General features: G+C 53.8%; 18 protein-coding genes and 1 pseudogene. 5 read left to right on the plus strand and 14 right to left on the minus strand.

The genetic code is table 11. From position 1 onward, the window contains the following. Positions 1-277: pseudogene (locus DQG13_RS26285) on the minus strand (Rpn family recombination-promoting nuclease/putative transposase); the annotation flags it as partial. 176 nt (positions 278-453) lie between these two features. Further along, positions 454-690: an NUDIX hydrolase gene (locus tag DQG13_RS26290; RefSeq protein WP_113023155.1), complete on the minus strand. Its 237-nt coding sequence runs from the start codon at positions 688-690 to the stop codon at positions 454-456. Positions 691-1,084: 394 nt separating this feature from the next. Between DQG13_RS26290 and asd the strand changes: the two genes are divergently transcribed. Continuing rightward, entirely contained in the window at positions 1,085-2,170 is a 1,086-nt protein-coding gene (gene asd / locus DQG13_RS26295) for an aspartate-semialdehyde dehydrogenase (protein WP_113023156.1), read from the plus strand. 76 nt (positions 2,171-2,246) lie between these two features. On the opposite strand, the gene DQG13_RS26300 is transcribed toward asd, so the two are convergent. The 5 genes from DQG13_RS26300 to cymR form a co-directional block, all read right to left on the minus strand. Next, complete coding sequence (locus DQG13_RS26300) at positions 2,247-3,317, minus strand: AI-2E family transporter (RefSeq protein ID WP_113023157.1); 1,071 nt, start codon at positions 3,315-3,317, stop codon at positions 2,247-2,249. 158 nt (positions 3,318-3,475) lie between these two features. Beyond that, positions 3,476-3,676 (minus strand): hypothetical protein, encoded by a 201-nt coding sequence (locus DQG13_RS26305; protein WP_113023158.1) that lies wholly within the window; start codon positions 3,674-3,676, stop codon positions 3,476-3,478. 46 nt (positions 3,677-3,722) lie between these two features. Further along, entirely contained in the window at positions 3,723-4,199 is a 477-nt protein-coding gene (locus DQG13_RS26310) for a PRC-barrel domain-containing protein (protein ID WP_113023159.1), read from the minus strand. A gap of 106 nt (positions 4,200-4,305) precedes the next feature. Then, positions 4,306-5,457: a cysteine desulfurase family protein gene (locus DQG13_RS26315; RefSeq protein WP_113023160.1), complete on the minus strand. Its 1,152-nt coding sequence runs from the start codon at positions 5,455-5,457 to the stop codon at positions 4,306-4,308. A 27-nt stretch (positions 5,458-5,484) separates the two neighbouring features. Next, positions 5,485-5,904, minus strand: coding sequence for a cysteine metabolism transcriptional regulator CymR (gene cymR / locus DQG13_RS26320; RefSeq protein WP_113023161.1), 420 nt, complete (start codon positions 5,902-5,904; stop codon positions 5,485-5,487). A 254-nt stretch (positions 5,905-6,158) separates the two neighbouring features. Here cymR and mnmA point away from each other — a divergent pair, with 254 nt between their 5' ends. Next, the gene (mnmA, locus tag DQG13_RS26325; RefSeq protein ID WP_113023162.1) at positions 6,159-7,256 is read left to right on the plus strand and encodes a tRNA 2-thiouridine(34) synthase MnmA; all 1,098 of its coding nucleotides are present in this window, start codon (positions 6,159-6,161) and stop codon (positions 7,254-7,256) included. A 243-nt stretch (positions 7,257-7,499) separates the two neighbouring features. Here mnmA and DQG13_RS26330 read toward each other — a convergent pair whose 3' ends face one another. Further along, positions 7,500-8,219, minus strand: a complete 720-nt coding sequence (locus DQG13_RS26330) for a hypothetical protein (RefSeq protein ID WP_113023163.1) — start codon at positions 8,217-8,219, stop codon at positions 7,500-7,502. Between the two features lie 795 nt (positions 8,220-9,014). Between DQG13_RS26330 and DQG13_RS26335 the strand changes: the two genes are divergently transcribed. Both DQG13_RS26335 and DQG13_RS26340 read left to right on the plus strand, forming a co-directional pair. Continuing rightward, positions 9,015-10,277 carry a replication-associated recombination protein A gene (locus tag DQG13_RS26335; RefSeq protein ID WP_113023164.1) on the plus strand — a complete coding sequence of 421 codons (1,263 nt, stop codon included), beginning with the start codon at positions 9,015-9,017 and terminating at the stop codon, positions 10,275-10,277. A gap of 28 nt (positions 10,278-10,305) precedes the next feature. Further along, positions 10,306-10,542, plus strand: coding sequence for a hypothetical protein (locus tag DQG13_RS26340; RefSeq protein WP_113023165.1), 237 nt, complete (start codon positions 10,306-10,308; stop codon positions 10,540-10,542). Positions 10,543-10,760: 218 nt separating this feature from the next. Here the strand turns inward: DQG13_RS26340 and DQG13_RS26345 are convergent, their stop codons facing one another. From DQG13_RS26345 to hisS, 6 genes are all read right to left on the minus strand, one after another. Next, on the minus strand, positions 10,761-11,543 hold the full coding sequence (locus DQG13_RS26345; protein WP_113023166.1) for a stalk domain-containing protein: 783 nt from the start codon (positions 11,541-11,543) through the stop codon (positions 10,761-10,763). 221 nt (positions 11,544-11,764) lie between these two features. Next, complete coding sequence (locus tag DQG13_RS30585) at positions 11,765-12,778, minus strand: hypothetical protein (RefSeq protein ID WP_146767209.1); 1,014 nt, start codon at positions 12,776-12,778, stop codon at positions 11,765-11,767. A gap of 411 nt (positions 12,779-13,189) precedes the next feature. Further along, the gene (gene trpS / locus DQG13_RS26360; protein WP_113023169.1) at positions 13,190-14,176 is read right to left on the minus strand and encodes a tryptophan--tRNA ligase; all 987 of its coding nucleotides are present in this window, start codon (positions 14,174-14,176) and stop codon (positions 13,190-13,192) included. 635 nt (positions 14,177-14,811) lie between these two features. Then, a complete protein-coding gene (locus DQG13_RS26365) occupies positions 14,812-15,564 on the minus strand; it encodes a tRNA threonylcarbamoyladenosine dehydratase (RefSeq protein ID WP_113023170.1) in 753 nt (250 codons plus the stop codon). Positions 15,565-15,631: 67 nt separating this feature from the next. Next, a complete protein-coding gene (gene aspS, locus DQG13_RS26370) occupies positions 15,632-17,407 on the minus strand; it encodes an aspartate--tRNA ligase (protein WP_113023197.1) in 1,776 nt (591 codons plus the stop codon). A gap of 37 nt (positions 17,408-17,444) precedes the next feature. Continuing rightward, on the minus strand, positions 17,445-18,695 hold the full coding sequence (gene hisS / locus DQG13_RS26375; RefSeq protein WP_113023171.1) for a histidine--tRNA ligase: 1,251 nt from the start codon (positions 18,693-18,695) through the stop codon (positions 17,445-17,447). A gap of 1,023 nt (positions 18,696-19,718) precedes the next feature. Here hisS and DQG13_RS26380 point away from each other — a divergent pair. Further along, entirely contained in the window at positions 19,719-19,976 is a 258-nt protein-coding gene (locus tag DQG13_RS26380) for a hypothetical protein (RefSeq protein WP_113023172.1), read from the plus strand. Positions 19,977-20,045: the final 69 nt, after the last annotated feature.

The raw sequence follows: 20,045 nt of genomic DNA on the forward strand, positions 1-20,045 counted from the left end.
TCCGCTCGTGAAAGTCCGCTTCGCGGTAGGATTGCGGCTCAAAATGGACAAGCACGTAGGCATCCGTCTCCCGGAAGCGGGTAGCCAGCAGCAGGTCCAGCTCCCTGGATTCGCCGCCCACCACATCCACCAGCAGCTCCTGCTGCAGGAAGCGGGTTTCCCGGTGATCCAATTGTTCAGCCACCTCCGGTAAAAACAGCTCCAAAAACTCGGCAAAAAAGGTCTGCAGGAGCTTTTTCAATGCCTCGTCATGGGACAGAGAATGGTTTTGCTTCACATTAACACCTTCTTTCTGCTCTCGTACAAATGNTGCCTCGTCATGGGACAGAGAATGGTTTTGCTTCACATTAACACCTTCTTTCTGCTCTCGTACAAATGCAAAAAAGCCGACTGCCCCCCTTAACGAGAGACCGTCGGCGCATGCTTTGCGTCCGTACATGATTGATTATGCTGTTAGCTTAACATGGCCATCGGCACCTTGTCCACAAGCCGCTTCCGCTTATGCGCACGAACGGATGGCCCACCCTGCAAACTCGGTGAACATCCCGGCAGCAGCAGCCTGCCACGGGACCGAACCACCGCCACTTCATGGTGCTCATTCAAAATCACGGCATATACCGCGGGCCGTTCCTTGTATTCCCTGCCTTCATCCTTCTGGCCAAAAGCAATAACCGCCTGCTCCCCGTTCATTGGAAAGATGCCTCCTTGTGCCCGTCCAAAAGCTTACCTCCGCATTATACCAAACATGCGTTCTTGTTTCAATCCATCAAATTCCGTCTCATTACTTTTGCGTTAAACGGCGTTAGGACATGCAATTCCCCGAAACAAGCGGCATAGTCTAAAAACGGTCCCCCAAAAGTGACGAGAAGCTCTGAAGCGGAATCCGGGTACTTTTGGGGGAGCCCCCGAAGGAAAATGCGCAGTACACAGCATTTTCGCAAAAAAATCAGAGCAAACCGATTTGTGTGGCACCGTTACCAGGCGGCAGCCTGTCGGCTGGATAAAAATCAGGTATTGCCTAGAGGCTCTAAGTTCTTTATAATGACGCTAATCCATCGCGTTATGAAGAAAGGGGAAAAGTCGAATGTCTCGCAAGTTACGGGCAGGTATTGTCGGGGGCACCGGCATGGTAGGCCAACGCTTTATCAATCTGTTAGAAAATCATCCCTGGTTTGAAGTAACCGCTATCGCAGCCAGCGCCAGCTCCGCGGGCAAGGTATATGAGGAAGCGGTGAAGGGCAGATGGAAGCTGGAGCAAGCCATGCCGGAAGCCGTGAAGCAAATCACGGTTGAGGATGCGTCCAAAGTGGAGGAATTTGCCGCACAGGTGGATCTGATCTTCTGTGCTGTGGATATGAAGAAGGAAGAAATCAAAGCGCTGGAGGAGGCCTATGCCAAAACCGGCACGCCGGTCATCTCCAACAACTCGGCCCACCGCTGGACGCCTGACGTTCCCATGGTGATTCCCGAGATCAATCCGGGCCATATTGCCGTTATCGAGCATCAGCGCCAGCGTCTGGGCACCAAAACCGGCTTTATTGCCGTGAAGCCCAACTGCTCCATCCAGAGCTATGTGCCGGCCTTGAGCGCATTGGCCGCCTTTAAGCCCACCACCGTGGTGGCAACAACCTACCAGGCCATTTCCGGCGCAGGCAAAACCTTCAAGGATTGGCCGGAAATGATCGACAACGTCATTCCGTACATCGGCGGCGAGGAAGAAAAGAGCGAGCAGGAGCCTCTGCGCATTTGGGGCAGCATCGTAAACGGCGCTATCGTCAAGGCCGCAAGCCCGGCCATCACCACCCAATGCATCCGGGTGCCGGTATCCGACGGCCATTTGGCCGCGGTATTTGCCTCCTTCGAAAAGAAGCCCCCCAAGGACGAGATCATCGACCTGTGGCGGAGCTTCAAGGGCAGACCCCAGGAGCTTCAGCTGCCTAGCGCTCCCAAGCAATTCATTACCTACTTTGAAGAGGAGAACCGCCCGCAAACCGGTCTGGACCGAAACATCGAAAACGGCATGGGCGTCTCCGTGGGCAGACTCCGCGAGGATCTCTTGCATGACTACAAGTTTGTCAGCCTGTCCCACAACACCCTGCGCGGCGCTGCAGGCGGCGCGGTGCTCATCGCCGAGCTGCTCAAGGCGGAAGGGTATATCCAGGCCAAGTAAGCTATGCATCAGCCTGAAACAAAAGAAGCTGTCCCTGTGTGGGGCAGCTTTTTTCATGATACCAGCCGTCAGTTTCCTATGTCGTCCGCCTTTGGATGAAATATTGCGACACATGAGAGAAGATCACCTTCAGCACCGCAAAAAAAGGCACCGCCAAAATCAGCCCCGCGATCCCCGCCACCTGACCGCCCACCAGTAGTGCGAAGATAATAAGCAGCGGATGCATATGCAAGGACCGCCCCACCACCTGGGGCGAGATCACATTGCCCTCCAGGAGCTGGCAGATCCAGTTGACCAAAAGCACATAAAGCACCATTTTCCAGGAGATAGAGGCTGCCATCAGCACCCCGGGCGCGGCTCCCAGATAGGGCCCCAGGTATGGAATAATGTTGAACACCGCCACCACACAGGCCAGGAGCAAGGGATATTCCATGCCGATAAGCCAATATCCGATGTAAGCCATGACCCCAATAATGACACACACCAGAAACTGTCCCCTGATATAGCTGCCCAGGGCCTCATCAATTTCGAACAGGAGGCGGGTGATGTGGCGGCGATGCTTGCGGGGAACCACGGCCAGCACTGTTTTTTCGATAAGCTGAAAATCCTTCAGAATATAAAACGCCACAAACGGCACAATCAGCGCCACAAACACCACATTCAGCTTGCTGCCGATCCCGTTCAGGTAATTGGCCACCCAATCGGAGACCCCCTGCTCCAGCCGGAAAAGCGAATTATTGATGCCGCTGCGGATGCTGTCCGGCAGCATTTCGCTGTCGTTGAACTGGTCAATCATCCCCTGGGCCCGCATGGTGAACTCCGGCATATGCTCATTCAGCTCAGTCAGCTGGTTCATAAACATGGGGATGCCGTTCATGAGAATCACCGTCAGCGATCCCAGAAACGCCACATAAATCAAAAGCACCGCCACCGTTCTCGGCACCCGCCGCCGGTTCAGCAGCACCACCACGGGGTTCAGCACATAGGAAATGATCATGGCGATAATAAAAGGCGCCAGCACCGCCTTGGCAAAGCTGTAGATGCCGCCCAGAATGGGCCGGACCAGCCATAGCATGTACACGATCAGAAGCCCCAGCAGGGCATAGATCAGACCTCGAAACCGTTTGGTCGTCCAGAATGGCTCCATGGCAGCCGCCCCCTTTGTCTTGGTTGTCCCTTTCGCCGGACAGACTCTCTAGTTCAGTATATGTCGCTCAAGGGGAATTAAACCTTGCCGCGGCAAAACGCCAAAAAAGCCCAGGCCGCCATGGGCAAGGGCTTTTATAGCAAGCGGAGGACAGGCTGTCAGTTAGCCTGAATTTGCTCCGCAATGAATTCGTCTTCGAAGAAAAGATCGTCCAAGGAACTGAGGGTTCCGTCCTCTTCCACCTGATAAACGGACATTTTGTCGCCGTTTACCGTCAATTCGATGAAGCAGCCCCAGCAGTAAAACTGATGGGAGCCGATTTTTCCGATATCCTTGGAATTGCAGTTGGGACATTGCATTGTCAAATCCATCACCCTTGTTCTCGTAAAATAAAATGGCTGCCTGTCAGACGCGCACCGTAATGACGTCTTCGCCCCGCACAGCACCCGGCGGAACGGGAATCCTTCGCCTTCCCTCCTGCAAGTCTGTCAATATACCGTCCGACAGCTCCAGGCCTACTATAGAGTCTTCCATTTTTTCTGAAAAATAAACATCCTCCAGCCGCCCCATCTGAATTCCTTCCACGGAAACCATCGGCAAACCCTTCAGCTTGCCTTTGCCCCAGCCCAACAGGCTGGTGCCGGGAATGGCCTTGAAGGGACGGACGGATGCTGTGCTGTTGATGATCACCGCGTCCTCCCCGATGGAAACCAGGGCATCCCACTCCACATACCGTGCGGAATTGAACCAGGACTTGTACTCCAGAACGATGCCGCGGAGCTTCCAGTCGGCGGTGATCAACGCATCCTTTACCGTGCCTACCCGTTTTCCGGTGACAATATCCATAACAGGCAATCCCAACAAATTGCAAATGCTCCTCAATCCGCTTCCTCCTTCTGCCACCCATTCCGGCTGCTTGTCCACTCGAAATTAGGGTGCGGCAATAAAGAAGAATTATCCCAGTTATAAGGAGGAGCTAGACATTCCATTATTTACGCAAACGCTTCACAATGGTTCCAACTTTTTCGCAAGCTGTTGCAATTTCTTCAAAAGTGGTTGCCGGGCCGAAGCTGAAACGAACGGCGGAGGCGGCAACCTCCTGGGGCAACCCCATGGCAGTGAGCACATGGGACAATTCCAGAGATCCGGAGGTGCAGGCGGAGCCGCTGGCGGCAGCAATTCCCTCCAGATCAAGCCGCATGAGCAGAGTTTCGGTGGCGCAGCCCGGGAAGCTCACATGGAGGATATGGGGCAGGCGGTCCGACTGGCGGGACGGTCCGTTTACGACGAAGCCCGACAGGCCTAACTGCGCCTCCAGTCCGCGGAGCATATGCTCACGCAGCTCCTCCATCCGCCGGCGCTTCTCTCCCATGGATTGGACAGCCAACCGGAGGGCTTCGGCAAAACCTGCCGCTGCGGCTACATCCTCTGTGCCCGCACGCTTTCTTCGCTCCTGCGCCCCTCCGTAAATCAGCGGCGACAGATGAATCCGGGAGGAGCAGTACAAGGCTCCGATGCCTTTGGGACCGCCCAGCTTGTGGGCGGAGAAGCTCATCAGATCCACCGGCAATGCGGACAAATCTATAGGCACCATCCCCGCCGCCTGGACGGCATCCACGTGGAAGGGAATGCCCCGGCTTCTGGCCAGGAGTCCGATTGCCGAAACAGGCTGAATGGACCCTACCTCATTGTTCCCGTACATAACGGAAATCAGCAGGGTCCTGGGGGTAATGGCCGCCTCCACGTCTTCCACAGATACCAGACCCGAGGCGTCTGCCGGGAGATAAGTCACCTCATAGCCGGCTTGCTCCAGCCTTTCGCAGGCATGCAGCACCGCGTGATGCTCCACCGCAGATGTAATAATATGGTTCCTGGGACCGGCAGGCAGCGGAGCCAATCCAAAAATGGCGGCGTTATCCGCTTCCGTACCCCCTCCCGTAAAAATCAGCTCCTTCGGCGCACAATGAAGAAGCCCGGCGATGGTCTCTCTTGCACGTGACAATACTGCCCTGGCATCCCGCCCAAAACGGTGAAGGCTGGAAGGATTGCCGTATTGCTCCCGGAGGAGCGGCAGCATCGCATCCAGCACTTCAGGTAACAGCGGCGTTGCCGCCGCATGGTCCAGATAGATGGGTTTCATGGAAATCGATACACCTTCTATTTTGCACTAAATGTAAAACATGTAATTATCTGTCTTACCCTCATCATGAAACTCGATAAGATTGGCCAATGTGGTGGAATCCAGCACCTCCGCAATGGCGTCCCGGATGCGAATCCACAGATCCCGCTTGGCCGGATCATCCTCCTCGGTGAAATCCACCGGGCTGATGGGTCCTTCCAGCACACGGATAATATGGCCGGCGGTAATCTCCTCCGCATTCTTGGAGAGGATATACCCCCCGTAAGCGCCGCGGATGCTCTTCACCAGCCCCGCATTCCGCAGGGGGGCGATTAATTGCTCCAGATAATGCTCCGAGAGACGGTGCTTCTCGGCAATGCTTTTCAGGGAGGTGGGGCCTTCCCCGTTCTTGGCTGCAAGTTCCATCATAATGGTAAGGCCGTAACGGCCCTTTGTTGATATTTTCAAGAGAACGCCACCTCAATCGACTGTTCTTGTTCCGCTCCAGTGGTCGGCTTGCCTCTTACCAGCATATCCAGACAGCCCGGAATTCAAATCTGCTGATAACCGATTTTTTTGTCCACATTGTTATTATGTTATCACACCGGAGAGGTTCTTGGGAACTCCAGTATGACAACTTCATGAAAAAAATGCTTCTCTTTTAGAAAAATGGTACAATAAGAGGTATTGCATATTTCCCAAACGAAAGGTCTGGCGCAAACATGATGAAAGCACCGCAAGACACACGGGTTGTCCTGGGCATGTCGGGAGGCGTGGATTCCTCTGTGGCCGCCCTTCTCCTGAAGCAGCAGGGGTATGACGTAATCGGCGTATTCATGAAAAACTGGGACGATACCGACGAATTCGGCCATTGCACCGCCGAGGACGATGCCGAGGATGTGCGGCGGGTGGCGGAGAAAATCGGCATTCCCTACTATACCGTTAATTTTGAAAAGCAGTATTACGATAAAGTGTTCGCATACTTTCTGGAGGAGTACCGCCGGGGGCGGACGCCCAACCCGGATGTGATGTGCAACCGGGAGATCAAGTTCGGCGAGTTTCTGCAAAAGGCGCTGGACCTGGGAGCGGATTATATCGCTACCGGCCACTATGCCCGGGTGGATCAGCAGGACGGCGTTTACCGGCTGCTGCGGGGCAATGATCCCGGCAAGGACCAGACCTACTTCTTGAGCCCCCTGAACCAGTACCAGCTGAGCAAGGCCATGTTCCCCATCGGCCATCTGCCCAAGCCCGAAGTGCGGCGGATTGCCGAAGAAGCGGGGCTGGCCACCGCCAAAAAGAAGGACAGCACCGGCGTCTGCTTTATCGGCGAGCGCAACTTCAAGGAATTCCTGAGCCAATATCTGCCCGCTCAGCCTGGGGAGATGCGAACCCTGGCCGGAGAGCTGAAGGGAAGGCATGAGGGCCTGATGTACTACACCCTGGGCCAACGCCAGGGTTTGGGCATCGGCGGCTCCGGCACCGGGGAGCCCTGGTTCGTGGTGGACAAGAATCTGGAGACCAATACCTTGGTTGTCGCCCAGGGGGATGATTCCCATCTGTATTCCGTCGGTTTAACCGCTACGGGCGTGAACTGGATTCCCGGAGGCAACCCGCCGGCGACTGTTGCCTGCACTGCCAAGTTCCGCTACCGCCAGCCCGATCAGGCGGTGACGGTTCATTTTTCGCCGGCGGACGGCACCTGCCGGGTGAACTTCGCCGAGCCCCAACGGGCGGTAACCCCGGGGCAGATCGTCGTCTTCTACGACGGCGAGGTATGTCTGGGCGGCGCCACCATCGACAAGATCATCCGGAAGTAGTGCCGGTGCGCGTGACGCGTTGCCATGGCCGCATGTAATACGTCCGTGAGCATCCGCAATATGCGGCAGCAGACCTGCCTCCCCAAGGCTTCCACAGCCGGGGGAGGCAGGTCTTTTTTTGTGTAAAAACACCGGATTCCACTTCAGAGCTTCTCTTCACTTTTGGGGGATTGATCTGCGGGGGCTCCCCCAAAAGTACCCGGAACCGCTTCGAAGCTTCGCTTCACTTTTGGGGGATCGGTTTTATATGGTCCACTGATTGCGAACCAGCCCCGTCAGAAACCAACTGCCTCCCTTTTCCTCGAAAACAAGGATCAGGCTGGCCCAATCCATTCCCTGCACCTTCGGATCAAAGCCGCTGAAGTAATACTCCACAAAATGGCCGGCGGGATAAACCTCCTTGATGTTGTTGGCGGTATTGCCCTTGCCGATGGGCTCATCATAGCCCGTTTTCTCCGGCGCGGCGTAATCGTGGTTGTAGAGGAACTTGTCGTAGAACTCCGCAAAAGTCAGCTTGATGGGCTCTCCGGAGCCGTCGTATGTTCCCCAGGTGCGGACAGTTTTATCGTCCTTAAGCTGCCGAACCGCCTCCCGGGTCAGCACTACGTCCTGCTTGGTGTCCACATGGGTGTACGGAGAAATCCGCACCCCGTTGTCAGGATGGGCGGCAAGGGCCAAAGCAGCCCAGTCCCGCTCCTTCAGGGCGGTGACCGCTTTGGCTGCGGCGGCCTCCACCTGCTGCCGGATCTGCCCGGCGGAGGCCGGGGCAGAGGACACAGCCGGCGAAGCTGTAGCCCCGGGAGTGCGTCTTTCCGCAGGCACCGGAGTTGCTGTAGCAGCCGTCGGCGCCAAGGATGCGGTGGCGGCGGGAGCTGGGCTGGTGGCAGTAGCGGCGGGGGCGGAGCCGCCCTGGCAGCCGGCCGCCAGCGTCAGCAGGAGCAAACCTGCGGCGATGGATTTCATGGTGAAGCCTCCTCTCCTTGGCTGCATGCCATACCTTATGGACGGCAAACAGCGGACGAAAGTTACAAGACGGTTATTCGGATAATGAGAAAAACTCGTATCGGAGTATTTCGAGGATGAGCGACCTCGTTTAGCGGAAGTTTTTATCGCCAATCCGAATGTGTCTGGGAACCTCTAAACTTGGGTACGGCTACCCGGACTCACGTTCCGCTATGTTTCAAATATGCCTCCTTTTGCGAATTTCACGGACACTCGATTCGTTATTTGCCCCCATTACCGCTCGAATCGGCGTTTTTCCGTCTCATAACGGATCGTCAGTCCGCGTAGCCAAGAAAACACCGATTTTTTGCCGAATAGCGTACCCTGTGTCCGTAGACCAACGCGGCTGTATGGCCGTACCCGGCAGACTGCCATAGAAACAAACCGGGCCTCCGTCGACCCTGCCACCCTCCACCATCCGTGCTGCAGCGGCATGGCCCCATGGCGGCGTCCCACCCGCGGAAGCAGAGGAGCATTCCCCCATTTTTTACCCCAAATTCCCCGCTTATGCACCTGCCGGTGAAGTCCGCCGGATGACTGTACTGCCCGACCAGTCGCCCACCTCCGGGAATAACAGAGGAAAATATGGTAAAATGAAAGAAGGTGCCTTCCAATCCCGAACAGCCCTGCGCGCAAACAGACAGTCAGCCATGACTCAATAGTTTCCTCAGGCTAAGCCGGGTTAATAGGTATACTCTGCAGGCTCCTCTTTGGAAAAAACTGCAACGGAAGCATAATTTAAGGTGGGGAATGGTAATGGACTTATTTTCGATGGAGCAAACCAAGGACGAAAGCTTCAAGCCGCTGGCTGAGCGTATGCGCCCTTTGTCTTTGGACGAATATTCGGGGCAGGAGCATCTGGTGGGGAAGGGAAAATCCCTGCGGGTGCTGATTGAGACGGACAAGGTTCCCTCCATGATCCTTCAGGGGCCTCCCTCCTCCGGCAAAACCACATTGGCTACAATCATCAGCCAGATGACCAAATCCAATTTTATCAAGCTTAATGCAGTCTCCCTATCCATTGCCGAGCTGCGGAAAACCTTCGATGAAGCCCGGGATCAGCTTAATTTTTACGGGAAGAAAACCATTGTGCTGATCGACGAAATTCATGCCTTGAAAAGCAACATCCAAGAGGCTCTTTTGCCCGTTGTGGAAAATGGGACCATCATCCTCATCGGCTGCACTACGGAGAGCATTCATCACGACATTATTCCTCCACTTGTGTCCCGCTGCCGGGTGTACCGGCTGAACGCTTTTTCCCAGGAAAACATCCGGGATATGATCAAACGGGCAATGGCCGACAAGGAAAAAGGACTGGGCGGCTCCGGTATTACTTTGTCCCAGGAAGCCTTGGACTATCTGGCCGATATCTCCAATGGGGACGTGCGCAATGCGCTGAACGCCCTGGAGGCGGCTGCCTACTCGCTTCACGGCACGGACACGCTGGAGCTGCGCCATGTCCAGGAGGCGTATTCCTTCCGTTTGAACGGCATTACAACCAGTGACCGGTACAACCTGACCTCCGCCTTGTGCAAGTCCATGCGGGGAGGCCAGACAGATGCAGCCATGTATTGGCTGGCGCGGCTCTTGTACAGCGGAGTTGATCCGGAATATATCGCCCGGAGGATAGTGGTCCATTCCACAGAGGATGTAGGCATGGGCAATCCCGTTGCCCTGCAGATGGCCCTGGCGGCCAAGGACGCCGTGCTGTTCGTGGGCATGCCGGAGGCAAGGATGGCGTTGGCTCAGGCGGTGATTTTTATCTGCGAAAGCCCCAAATCCAACAGCGCTTATAAGGCCATCAATGGCGCGCTGGAGCTGGTGGCCCATTCGCCCTCATATGAGGTTCCCGAGGATATCCGGGACGGCAGCAAGTCCTACCGGAATCCCATTGACAACCCTGGCTCCTCCAATCAGTATTTGCCTCCGGAGCTGGCCAAAACCCGTTTCTACAGGCCGCAGAACAGCGGCACGGAAGGAAAAATTTATGCCCGCTACAAGGAACAGGGACGGCTTTAGCGACTCATTTGGCGAGGAGGAAACGGATATGGCGATTATACTGAGGTTGGCGGGTATTGTTTCTGCGCTTACAGGGATTATCGCAGGCTTTGCCAAGGGGAGGGCGATCCTGTACACCGTCACGGAGGCTGCCGGTTCGGCAACCAACCATTATACCTTCCATTTCGGCGAGGCGGTTCTATGGTGGATCGGCGGTCTTGCACTGGGGCTTGGACTTTACGCGCAAGGCATCATATTGGACCGGTTGGAGGAGATCCGCCGATAGAGAAAACCCTGCACCGGCAAGTGCAGGGTTTTTCCTTTGTTTGCGCATATTCTCAGCTGCGGCTGAAATAATCCAGACCCATGGCTTCCCGGACCTCGCCCATGGTTACTGCCGCAATGCGGCGGACATTCTCCGTGCCCGCCCGCAGAAACTCATCAATATCACGCGGGCGCGCAAAATTTAAACACTTGTTTTTAGGTTACACCTCACATCAACGTTTATTTGTAATCTACGATGTATCTTTTCAATCCATATTTCATGCCCTGATCAGCCAGAACAGATCTCGTACTGGTATCACCTACAACTTTATAATCAATGCTATCCGGTGTTGTGAGTTTTACAATATATCGACCAGGTGTTATTTTATTCCCATTTGAGTCTGTTTGATTCCATGGGATAGTGAGTACATAGCTTGATCTACTTGGGATAGGATCAGGAATTTGCGGAAGGACATAGCGATAAACAAGTTGATTTTCTGCATCTGCTGGAGTGACCGTATACACTTCTATGGCTAGCTTAGTTGCAGGATCTACAAGTAGATTATCATCCGATCTATTTAATATGAAAAACTCAAATTGATTTGTATTTTCAATGTTCAATTGATTCGAGTATTGCCGATACTCATCAGGAAGTTGAAGACCTACGCTCAAAGGAAAAAATGTGTTGTCTGCTGGAGTAAGGTTATCATCAGGGCCGTATTGAATTAGCTTAAATTCGTTACTTGAAATCCTAATCAAGTTTAGATGATCCGTGAGTTCCGATCCTGCGACAAAATCAACATTCGCCCCCATAGCCTCTGCAAAAGCACGCAGAGGAATATAGGTTTTGTCATTATAATTAAGAACAGGGGACTCCTCCGTATTCAGAATAGCTTGATTGCCTTTCATTTGAAATATGATTTTGCTGGGAAACAAATGGGCTTGAATACTGTCAGAAGCAAGAGCAACGGTAGATATAGACAGTGCTGCTCCACATATCAGTCCTGTCACAAACTTCTTCATAATTCCATCACCCCTCTGATTATGGATAATAACCAAACGCAACAAACAGTAATTTTGTTTCAAGTTTCCCTAAATTTATTATAAACGCATTAAAAATAAAAATCGAATCTTTCTACCTGTTCGTAAATCATAAGACAAAGCCACAATTCTCTTCGACAAAAAAATGACCTGCTCAGGTTAGCTGTACATGCTTTCCTCGCAGGTCATTTTTAATTTTGTGTTTAAACTGGACGAGCTCCTATAAACCATGCCGTGCTGGAAATCGCTCCAATTACCATGAAAAACGATACAGTTACTGTTGCCCCCGGGCTAATCTCTCCCGTTTGGATTAAGTCCACGTATTTTCCTCCATTAATCCAAACCGCCTGATTAGTATAACCAGACATATTAACCACGGGAAAGGCGAACGCCGATGTTACATTCGTTCCGAAATAGATATAGAAATTCTTTGCTTGACTGAAACTATTTTTCACTTTCATTGTGATACTGTGTTGGATACCGTAATTACCAAGTATATAACCAGAATTCTCGCCAGATACCCAAACCAGATCATTCATGCCAAATATATCGTAACTGTCACCGGAAGCCATTCCATAAGCGATCCCATCAGTTGTTGTAGGAGCAATCGTATCCAGATCAAGGGTGAGATAAAAGGCGGAACCAACCCCTCTTGGTCTTCCTGTACCATCGGGATCTGAAAAGCCTGTAGCTCCAGAGGAGTTACTTACGTACGCCAAATCGTAAAATACAGCGGAAGTGGCAGCACCAGTACTACTATTTGTAATGTTAGTACGGGCAACAATGCCAACATTATGGCCAGGATTAACGTTTTGAGAAAATAAAGTTGCCCATCCATAGGGACCTATTTGGATTGATTTGGAGTGTCCAGCAAAATAATTGGCCCATGCCTGCGTGTCGCTGAGCCCCTTCCCATTTGTTAATCCATAATTGCTTGAAGATACAGTAATAGAGTAATTGTTAGGGTTGTAAATCAAAAGACAATGAGTGATTGTTCCCGGCGTTCCATTTTCATGCCATAAATACACTTGACCAGCACCAATAACTGAATTTTGATTAAGATATTTCCCGGCGTCAGCCAGATGTTTCGAAAGGATTTTTTCAGGATTGTCGCAATAAAATAAATAACCGCCGCCCTGATAAACAGTACTGCTTCCTTTTGGTGCAAGAATTGGAGAGCGTGATGCTGCAGGAACATTATAGACAAACGATGCCATTTTTCTACCCCTTTCATTGAACTCATAAAGTAGACTGTGAGATTGGCGCCATCTCGAAATCAATATATGAAAAAGATTTACACTTTCCTGGGGGAATAACATCAAGATTTAAAAACAGGCTCTATGATTAATTAATTTAGGTACTTTGAAAACAAAGGTCAAAGTAATAACGGCTTTAATGTCCGGGTCCCGGCTTGTTCTTGGTTGAGGTAGGCTGAGTTATGCTCGCCACAAGAAACCGGGGCGGCTTTAGTCCAGCCGGTATACGAGGAGGAGCAAGTAGTGCGGCGTAACAGTCAGAGTTGCTGAGGAAATGCATCATATTGGACCGGCTGGAGGAGCTCCGCCGATAGAGAAAACCCTGCACCGGCAAGTGCAGGGTTTTCCTATTTGCACAATTTTCAGCTATGGCTAAAAATAATCCAGACCCATGGCTTCCCGGACCTCGCCCATGGTCACTGCCGCAATGCGGCGGACATTCTCCGTACCCGCCCGGAGGATGTCATCGATGTCACGGGGCCGCGCAGCATAATAGGCCCGGCGCTCCCGCATGGGGGCCAACAGCTCCTCCAAGGCCTGCCGCAGCTGATCCTTACAGGCGGTGCAGCCGATAGTCCCTGCGGCGCAGCATTCCCGGATTTCTGCCGCCCCCTCGGATCGGAAAGCAGTGTGATAAGCATAGATGGGACAAATGTCGGGATGCCCGGGATCATCCTTGTGAATGCGGGCCGGGTCGGTTTTGGCTCTGCGCAGCTTCAGGGCCAGCTCATCCGTGCTGCAATCCAGCTCGATAGCATTGCCCAGACTTTTGCTCATTTTAGCCTCCCCGTCCGTACCCACCAGCCTAGGCACATCGCTGATCAACGCCTGGGGCTCCACCAGCACCGGTTTGTACAGCTCGTTGAAGCGGCGGACCACCTTGCGGGCCAGCTCCAGATGGGGCAGCTGATCCTCCCCTACCGGAATCAGGGCTGCCTTGCAAAAGGCGATATCCGCCGCTTGGCTCACAGGATACCCCAGAAAGCCGTAGTTCAGCTCATCCAGCCCCGCTCCTTTGGACTCCGCCTTCACCGTCGGATTATGGCGCAATGTATTCACCGTCACCAGCATGGAAAAAAACATGGTCAATTCGGCAATTTCCGGCACCATGGATTGGACAAAAATCATGGTTTTGCCCGGATCAATTCCTGCGGCCAAATAATCCAGCGCCATCTCCTTGAGCGAGCTGCGGATCAGCTCCGGCCGTTCAAAATGGGTGGTCAACGCTTGCACATCCGCCAGCATCACAAAACATTCATGCTCCTCCTGAAGCGCCACCCGGTTTTTCAAGCTTCCGGCGTAATGGCCCAGATGCAGCTTGCCGGTGACCCGGTCTCCTGTCAATACCCGATTTTTCATTGCAGCTTCCTCCTAAATTGGGATCAAAGATCAAGCTTTTCCGACGCCAACCCCAGCCATCATCCATGGCCATCACCCCCTTATAAAAATTCCCCCAAAAGTGACGAGATGCTCTGTAGCTTAGTCCGATTACTTTCGGGGGTGCCCCCGAAAACATAACACCCAAACCAGTTTCCCAATGAAATAAAAAAAGCCCCGTCCTCTAAGGACGAAGCTTGTCGTTGGCCACCTTAAATAACCTTCCTTATCCTCCTGCGAGGCGTAAAAGGTCCGCTGACAGTACGGGGACAACATACTCCGCTTGCGAAGCTTGCCCGATACTGCTCCCGTGATAACGGCGGGAAACCCGGCTCCCCCTACTACGCCGGCACAGGCGATTCGGCAAAGCAACTCCAAAGGCCATTCGAGCATAGGCCGGACACCGGTTCGCAGCAGCCACCGGCTCTCTGAGGTCCGTTTCCTCATGTCTACTTACCCTTTTTCCAGGTTGATCAGATATGGGTGCATTTTACTCCAAAATACACAGGCAGTCAATAGGCAGCTTATAGCAGCTTATAGCAGCCGGATAAGCATGTAAAAAAACAAATCACCCCCTCCGCCCATGGCAGAGTGAGGGTGATTTGCATTCGGGCAGCTTAGTTGCCGCCCTTCTTCTTCAACAGATCCTTCACGGCGGCGCCGACCATAATCAGGCCCGCCACCGGAGGCACAAACGCATTGCTGGCAGGCGGATTCTGCGCCTTGCGGATTTCCGGAGCATTCTCCGGGACAATCTTCTGGGTGACATCCTCCCGCGGCAAAAGCGGCTCCTCCGTGGAGAATACCACCTTTACCCCCTTATGGATGCCGTCCTTGCGCAGCTTTTGGCGGATAACCCGGGCAATCGGGTCAACGGTCGTTTTGGAGATGTCCGCCACCTGGAACCGGGAAGGGTCCATTTTATTGGCTGCCCCCATGCTGGAGATAATCGGAATTTTGCGCTTCAGACATTCCTTGATCAGGTGAATTTTGTAGCTGACCGTATCCGAGGCGTCCAGCACATAGTCCAGCGGGTATTTGAACAGCTCCTCATAGGTTTCTTCCGTATAAAACATCCTCAATGCAATGGCGTCGCATTCCGGATTGATATCGGCAATCCGGTCTTTCATCAGCTCCGCCTTGGGTTTGCCGACAGTGGACAGAAGAGCGTGAATTTGCCGGTTGATGTTGGTAATGTCCACAACATCCTTGTCGATCATGATGATCCGGCCAACGCCGGAACGGGCCAAAGCCTCAGCGGCAATGGAGCCTACTCCGCCGATCCCCAGCACAGCCACTGTGCTGTTCCTTAAGATATCCAGCCCCTCCGGCCCAACGGCAAGCTCCGTCCGGGAAAATTGATTCAGCATCGGGTAAATCCTCCATTTATTTCAATCCACGCGCTCTTCGCGGAGCGCAACGGATCTGAAGTCTATATTACTTGGCCGCGGGCTCCTTCACCGCCAGCTTGATGGACAGCTCCTCAAGTTGCTCGTCATCTACAGGGCTCGGCGCGTTCATCATGAGGCAGGTGGCACTGGCCGTTTTCGGGAAGGCGATCACCTCGCGCAAATTGGACTGCTTGGCGATAAGCATTACCAGCCGGTCGAAGCCATAGGCCATGCCGCCGTGGGGCGGTGTGCCGTATTCGAAGGCGTCCAGCAGGTAGCCGAATTTCTCTCTGGCCAGCTCCGGGGTAAAGCCCAGGGCGTCAAACATCTTCTCCTGCACATCCCGCTTGTAAATCCGCATGGAGCCGCCGCCCACCTCGTAGCCGTTCAGCACCAGGTCATAGGCTTGGGCGCGGATTTTGCCCGGATCAGTGTCGAAGTAGTGCAGGTCCTCGTCATGGGGACGGGTAAACGGATGATGCTCCGCCACATAACGCTTGGCTTCCTCATCATAGCCGAGCAGCGGGAAGTCGATAACCCAAGCGAATTTGTACTCGTTTTCGTTGATAAGCCCCAGCTCCTTGCCCACCTTCAGACGCAGGTTGCCAAGAACATCGTTGACCACCTTGGCCTTGTCCGCGGAGAAAATCAGCACGTCTCCCTCTTGAGCGTCCAGCCGCTCAGTCAGCGCAGCAATTTCCGCTTCGTTGAAGAACTTGACAATGGGGCCTTTCCACTCGCCGTCCTTGATCTGAATCCAGGCCAGACCCTTGCCGCCGTAGCGGGAGGCGAAGGGCGCCAGATCATCCAGCTCCTTGCGGCTCCAGGTGGCGCAGCCCTTGGCGTTCAGCGCCTTGACGATACCGCCTCCAGCAACCACAGATGCGAACACCTTCACGCCGCTTGACGCCACAATGTCGGAGACATCCCGCAGCTCCAGGCCAAACCGAAGGTCCGGCTTGTCGGAGCCGTATTTGCCCATGGCGTCGGCATAGGTCAGCCGTTGGAAGGGACGCGGAATATCCATGTTCAGGGTAGTTTTGAACAGCTTCACACACAGCTCCTCCATCATGTCCAGGAGCTGGTCCCGGGAGAGGAAGGAGGTCTCAATGTCCACCTGAGTAAACTCCGGCTGACGGTCCGCGCGCAGATCTTCGTCGCGGAAGCAGCGGGCGATTTGGTAATAACGCTCCACGCCGCCGACCATCAGAAGCTGCTTATACAGCTGCGGCGATTGGGGCAGGGCGAAGAATTCGCCCGGATGGACCCGGCTCGGCACCAGATAGTCCCGCGCGCCCTCCGGGGAGCTTTTGGTCAGAATGGGCGTTTCCACTTCCACAAAGCCGTTTTCGTCCAGATAATCCCGGAATACCTTGGCCGCTTTGGAGCGCAGGTACAAAGAACGCTGCATCTCCGGGCGGCGCAGGTCCAGGTAGCGGTACTTCAGGCGCACCTGCTCATCCACTTCCACACCGTCCTCGATGAAAAAGGGAGGGGTTTTGGCCGTATTCATAATCTCGATTTCCGTAACCCGGACCTCAATCTCCCCGGTTTCCAGGTTGGGGTTTTTGGTATCCTCGCTGCGTTCCACCACAGCGCCGCTTACCGCCAGCACATATTCATTCCGCGCCCGGTCGGCAATGGCCAGCGCTTCTCCGGAGAAATCCGGATTGAAGACCGCCTGGATGATCCCGCTGCGGTCCCGCAGATCAATAAACAGCACTCCGCCCAAGTCCCGGCGGCGCTGGACCCAGCCGTTCAGGGTTACTTTTGTTCCGATGTCGGCTTTGGTAAGCAGGCCGCATTGATGGGTTCTTAACATAGACATATTTCTTAACCTCCGTGTATGTGGAAAATAGTTAGTGACCTTTGATCCAATCCGCCAATTCAGCCAGAGGAACCCGCTCCTGCTCGCCGGTTTCCATCCGCTTTACCGTAATCTCATCAAGAGCCAGCTCATCATCGCCGAGAATGGCTACAAAACGGGCCTGAACCCGGTCAGCCGACTTCATTCTGGCCTTCATCTTGCGGTTCAGATAATCCTTCTCGCAGGCGATCCCCGCCCGGCGCAGCTGATACAGGAGAGCAGTGGTCTTCGCCTCCGCCGCGTCCCCCATCCCGATGAGATAAACCGCCAGCTGATCCTCCCTGGGAATCTCCACCCCTTGAGCGCCCAGCACCAAAGCGGTCCGCTCCAGGCCGATGCCAAAGCCAATGCCCGGCTGGTCTTGGCCGCCGATCTGGCCCACCAGGCCGTTGTAGCGCCCGCCGCCGCCGATGGTATCGATGGCTCCGATGCCCTCCGCCTTGTACTCGAAGGCGGTCAGGGTGTAATAATCCAGCCCCCGCACCAGCCGGGGATTGATGGAGAAGGGAATGCCCATGGCCGTCAAATGGCTTTTTACCGCTTCAAAGTGGGAGAGGCATTCCTCATCCAGATAATCGATCAGCTCCGGCACACCGACAAAATGAGCCTGGTCCACCTTGCAATCCAGCACCCGCAGCGGGTTCCGGTCCATCCGGGACTGGCAGTCCCGGCAGAGGAGATGCCGTTTGGGCGTGAGGAAGCCGAGAAGCGCCTCGCGGTATGCGCTGCGACTTTCCGCATTGCCCACGGAGTTGATTTCCACCCGCACCCCTTTTATCCCCAGCTCCTCATAGATGGTCAATCCCAAGGCGATAACCTCGGCATCGATGGAGGGGTCCGTTGCCCCGAAGGCTTCCACCCCAAACTGGTGGAACTGGCGGAAGCGTCCGGCCTGCGGCTGCTCATAGCGGAACATGGGTCCGGTATAGTACAGCTTGCACACATCGGGCTCGCCGTACAGCTTGTTTTCCACGTAGGCCCGCACCACACCGGCGGTTCCCTCCGGCCGCAGGGAGATGGACCGGTTGCCCTTATCCAGGAAAGTGTACATTTCCTTCTCCACAATATCCGTGGTTTCCCCTACCCCCCGGGCGAACAGCTCCGTATGCTCAAAAATCGGCGTCCGGATCTCCTTGTAGTGGAATCTGCGGCAAACATCCCTGGCCGTTTTCTCGATAAATTGCCATACCTCCACAGTTCCCGGCAGAAAATCCTGGGTCCCCTTGGGTCTTTGAATACTCAACGTCCGTCGACCTGCCTTTCTTTTTACCGTCAAAAAATAATAAAAAATCCCCCATCCCCGGCCTTATGCCTGGGACGAGAGATTGGGTTAACAATTTCCCGCGGTACCACCCGCTTTTCGGAACATGCCGCGGCTTAAAGCCATGGCAGATGGGTTCCGCACTTTAACGGCGGGTAACGACCGCCTTACGCAAATCCGTTACTGCACGTCCGGCGCCTGCTTGCGCCCCCGGGTTCACGGCTTGTTCTCGGGGAGGTCTTTCCTTCCTCCTGCAACGGAAGCTTCCAGCCAAGGCTTCCTCTCTGAAGATGCGGGGGTGAAGTACTTTGTCCCTTCAACGAATCATGGGATGAATATTAGTTCAAATTGTAAACAAGCTGTCGGATAAAGTCAAGCGGTATCTGTCCCGAGTGTGTCCCGAGTAGGGTCTGTCCCGAGTTCATCCCGATTTGGTCCCCAGTTAGTCCCGAACTGGTTCCCAAGCTATGTATGCTGGATGGTGCCGCTAACGGAACAAAACGTACCTTAATCGGCAGATTTGCCGAGTTTCGATTTGTAACGGAACTAAGGAGCCGCTAACAGGGAAAAAGCGCCGTGTATGCTCGTTTATGCCTCGTTTTCAACCATTAACGGCATCTCTGTTCCGTTATTTTTGGGAAACGTGCAAATTGGGGGTGTAAGAGCCGCTCATTTCCGTAAGGCAAAATCAAAGTTCTTCATCCGGCTTCCCGGACATCGCCAAAAGCTCATCCCCCATAACTAGCCCAAAAAAAGAAGAAACCTACCGCAAAGTGTAGGTTTAAGAAAAAATATATTTTAAAAAGGGGGTCGAAATTAAGTGTACCTGAGGCTTGTTAAAGAAACATTAAAGGTCGATTACAAATATATTACAAATTATGAAACGCTTTATATAAAGCGCTTTAATTTTTTTTTGAACAGGCTAGTCTATGTTGTGCGGACAGACATATACATGGAATCACAAGGGAAAAAACCTTGTGAAACGATAAAACGGAGGGAACAAACATGGCGGAGGAAAATCAATCAATCGAAGCTCTGGATGAGACTGTGGAAGCAGAAATCGCTGTCGACGAGGCTGCCGAGGAAATCGTCGACGAAATTGTCGACGAAATTGTCGACGAAATTGTCGACGAGGTGCAGGAAGTGGAAACGCTGGAGGAGCTCTTCTCAGACGAGGAAGAGGTGCTGGGCGAAGTGGAAGATGATGCTGAAGCGGAGCTGGACGAGCTGACCGAAGAGGCTGAACCGGAAGAAGAAGCCTAAGGTCCAATCTTCCGCCGCGCCGCCGCAAAACACGAATGCAGCACACAAAAAGCCATCCTTTTGAGGTGT

Origin of the sequence: Paenibacillus sp. YN15 (assembly GCF_003285005.1) — a bacterium.
Lineage (GTDB): Bacteria > Bacillota > Bacilli > Paenibacillales > NBRC-103111 > Paenibacillus_AR.

Coding starts and splice junctions, on each gene's coding strand:
- DQG13_RS26300 (WP_113023157.1), bottom strand. CDS start 3,317: ATGGAGCCATTCTGGACGACCAAACGGTTTCGAGGTCTGATCTATGCC.
- asd (WP_113023156.1), top strand. CDS start 1,085: ATGTCTCGCAAGTTACGGGCAGGTATTGTCGGGGGCACCGGCATGGTA.
- trpS (WP_113023169.1), bottom strand. CDS start 14,176: ATGAAAAATCGGGTATTGACAGGAGACCGGGTCACCGGCAAGCTGCAT.
- DQG13_RS26335 (WP_113023164.1), top strand. CDS start 9,015: ATGGACTTATTTTCGATGGAGCAAACCAAGGACGAAAGCTTCAAGCCG.
- DQG13_RS26345 (WP_113023166.1), bottom strand. CDS start 11,543: ATGAAGAAGTTTGTGACAGGACTGATATGTGGAGCAGCACTGTCTATA.
- DQG13_RS26380 (WP_113023172.1), top strand. CDS start 19,719: ATGGCGGAGGAAAATCAATCAATCGAAGCTCTGGATGAGACTGTGGAA.
- aspS (WP_113023197.1), bottom strand. CDS start 17,407: ATGTTAAGAACCCATCAATGCGGCCTGCTTACCAAAGCCGACATCGGA.
- DQG13_RS26330 (WP_113023163.1), bottom strand. CDS start 8,219: ATGAAATCCATCGCCGCAGGTTTGCTCCTGCTGACGCTGGCGGCCGGC.
- DQG13_RS26365 (WP_113023170.1), bottom strand. CDS start 15,564: ATGCTGAATCAATTTTCCCGGACGGAGCTTGCCGTTGGGCCGGAGGGG.
- DQG13_RS26340 (WP_113023165.1), top strand. CDS start 10,306: ATGGCGATTATACTGAGGTTGGCGGGTATTGTTTCTGCGCTTACAGGG.
- DQG13_RS26290 (WP_113023155.1), bottom strand. CDS start 690: ATGAACGGGGAGCAGGCGGTTATTGCTTTTGGCCAGAAGGATGAAGGC.
- DQG13_RS30585 (WP_146767209.1), bottom strand. CDS start 12,778: ATGGCATCGTTTGTCTATAATGTTCCTGCAGCATCACGCTCTCCAATT.
- DQG13_RS26315 (WP_113023160.1), bottom strand. CDS start 5,457: ATGAAACCCATCTATCTGGACCATGCGGCGGCAACGCCGCTGTTACCT.
- DQG13_RS26305 (WP_113023158.1), bottom strand. CDS start 3,676: ATGCAATGTCCCAACTGCAATTCCAAGGATATCGGAAAAATCGGCTCC.
- mnmA (WP_113023162.1), top strand. CDS start 6,159: ATGATGAAAGCACCGCAAGACACACGGGTTGTCCTGGGCATGTCGGGA.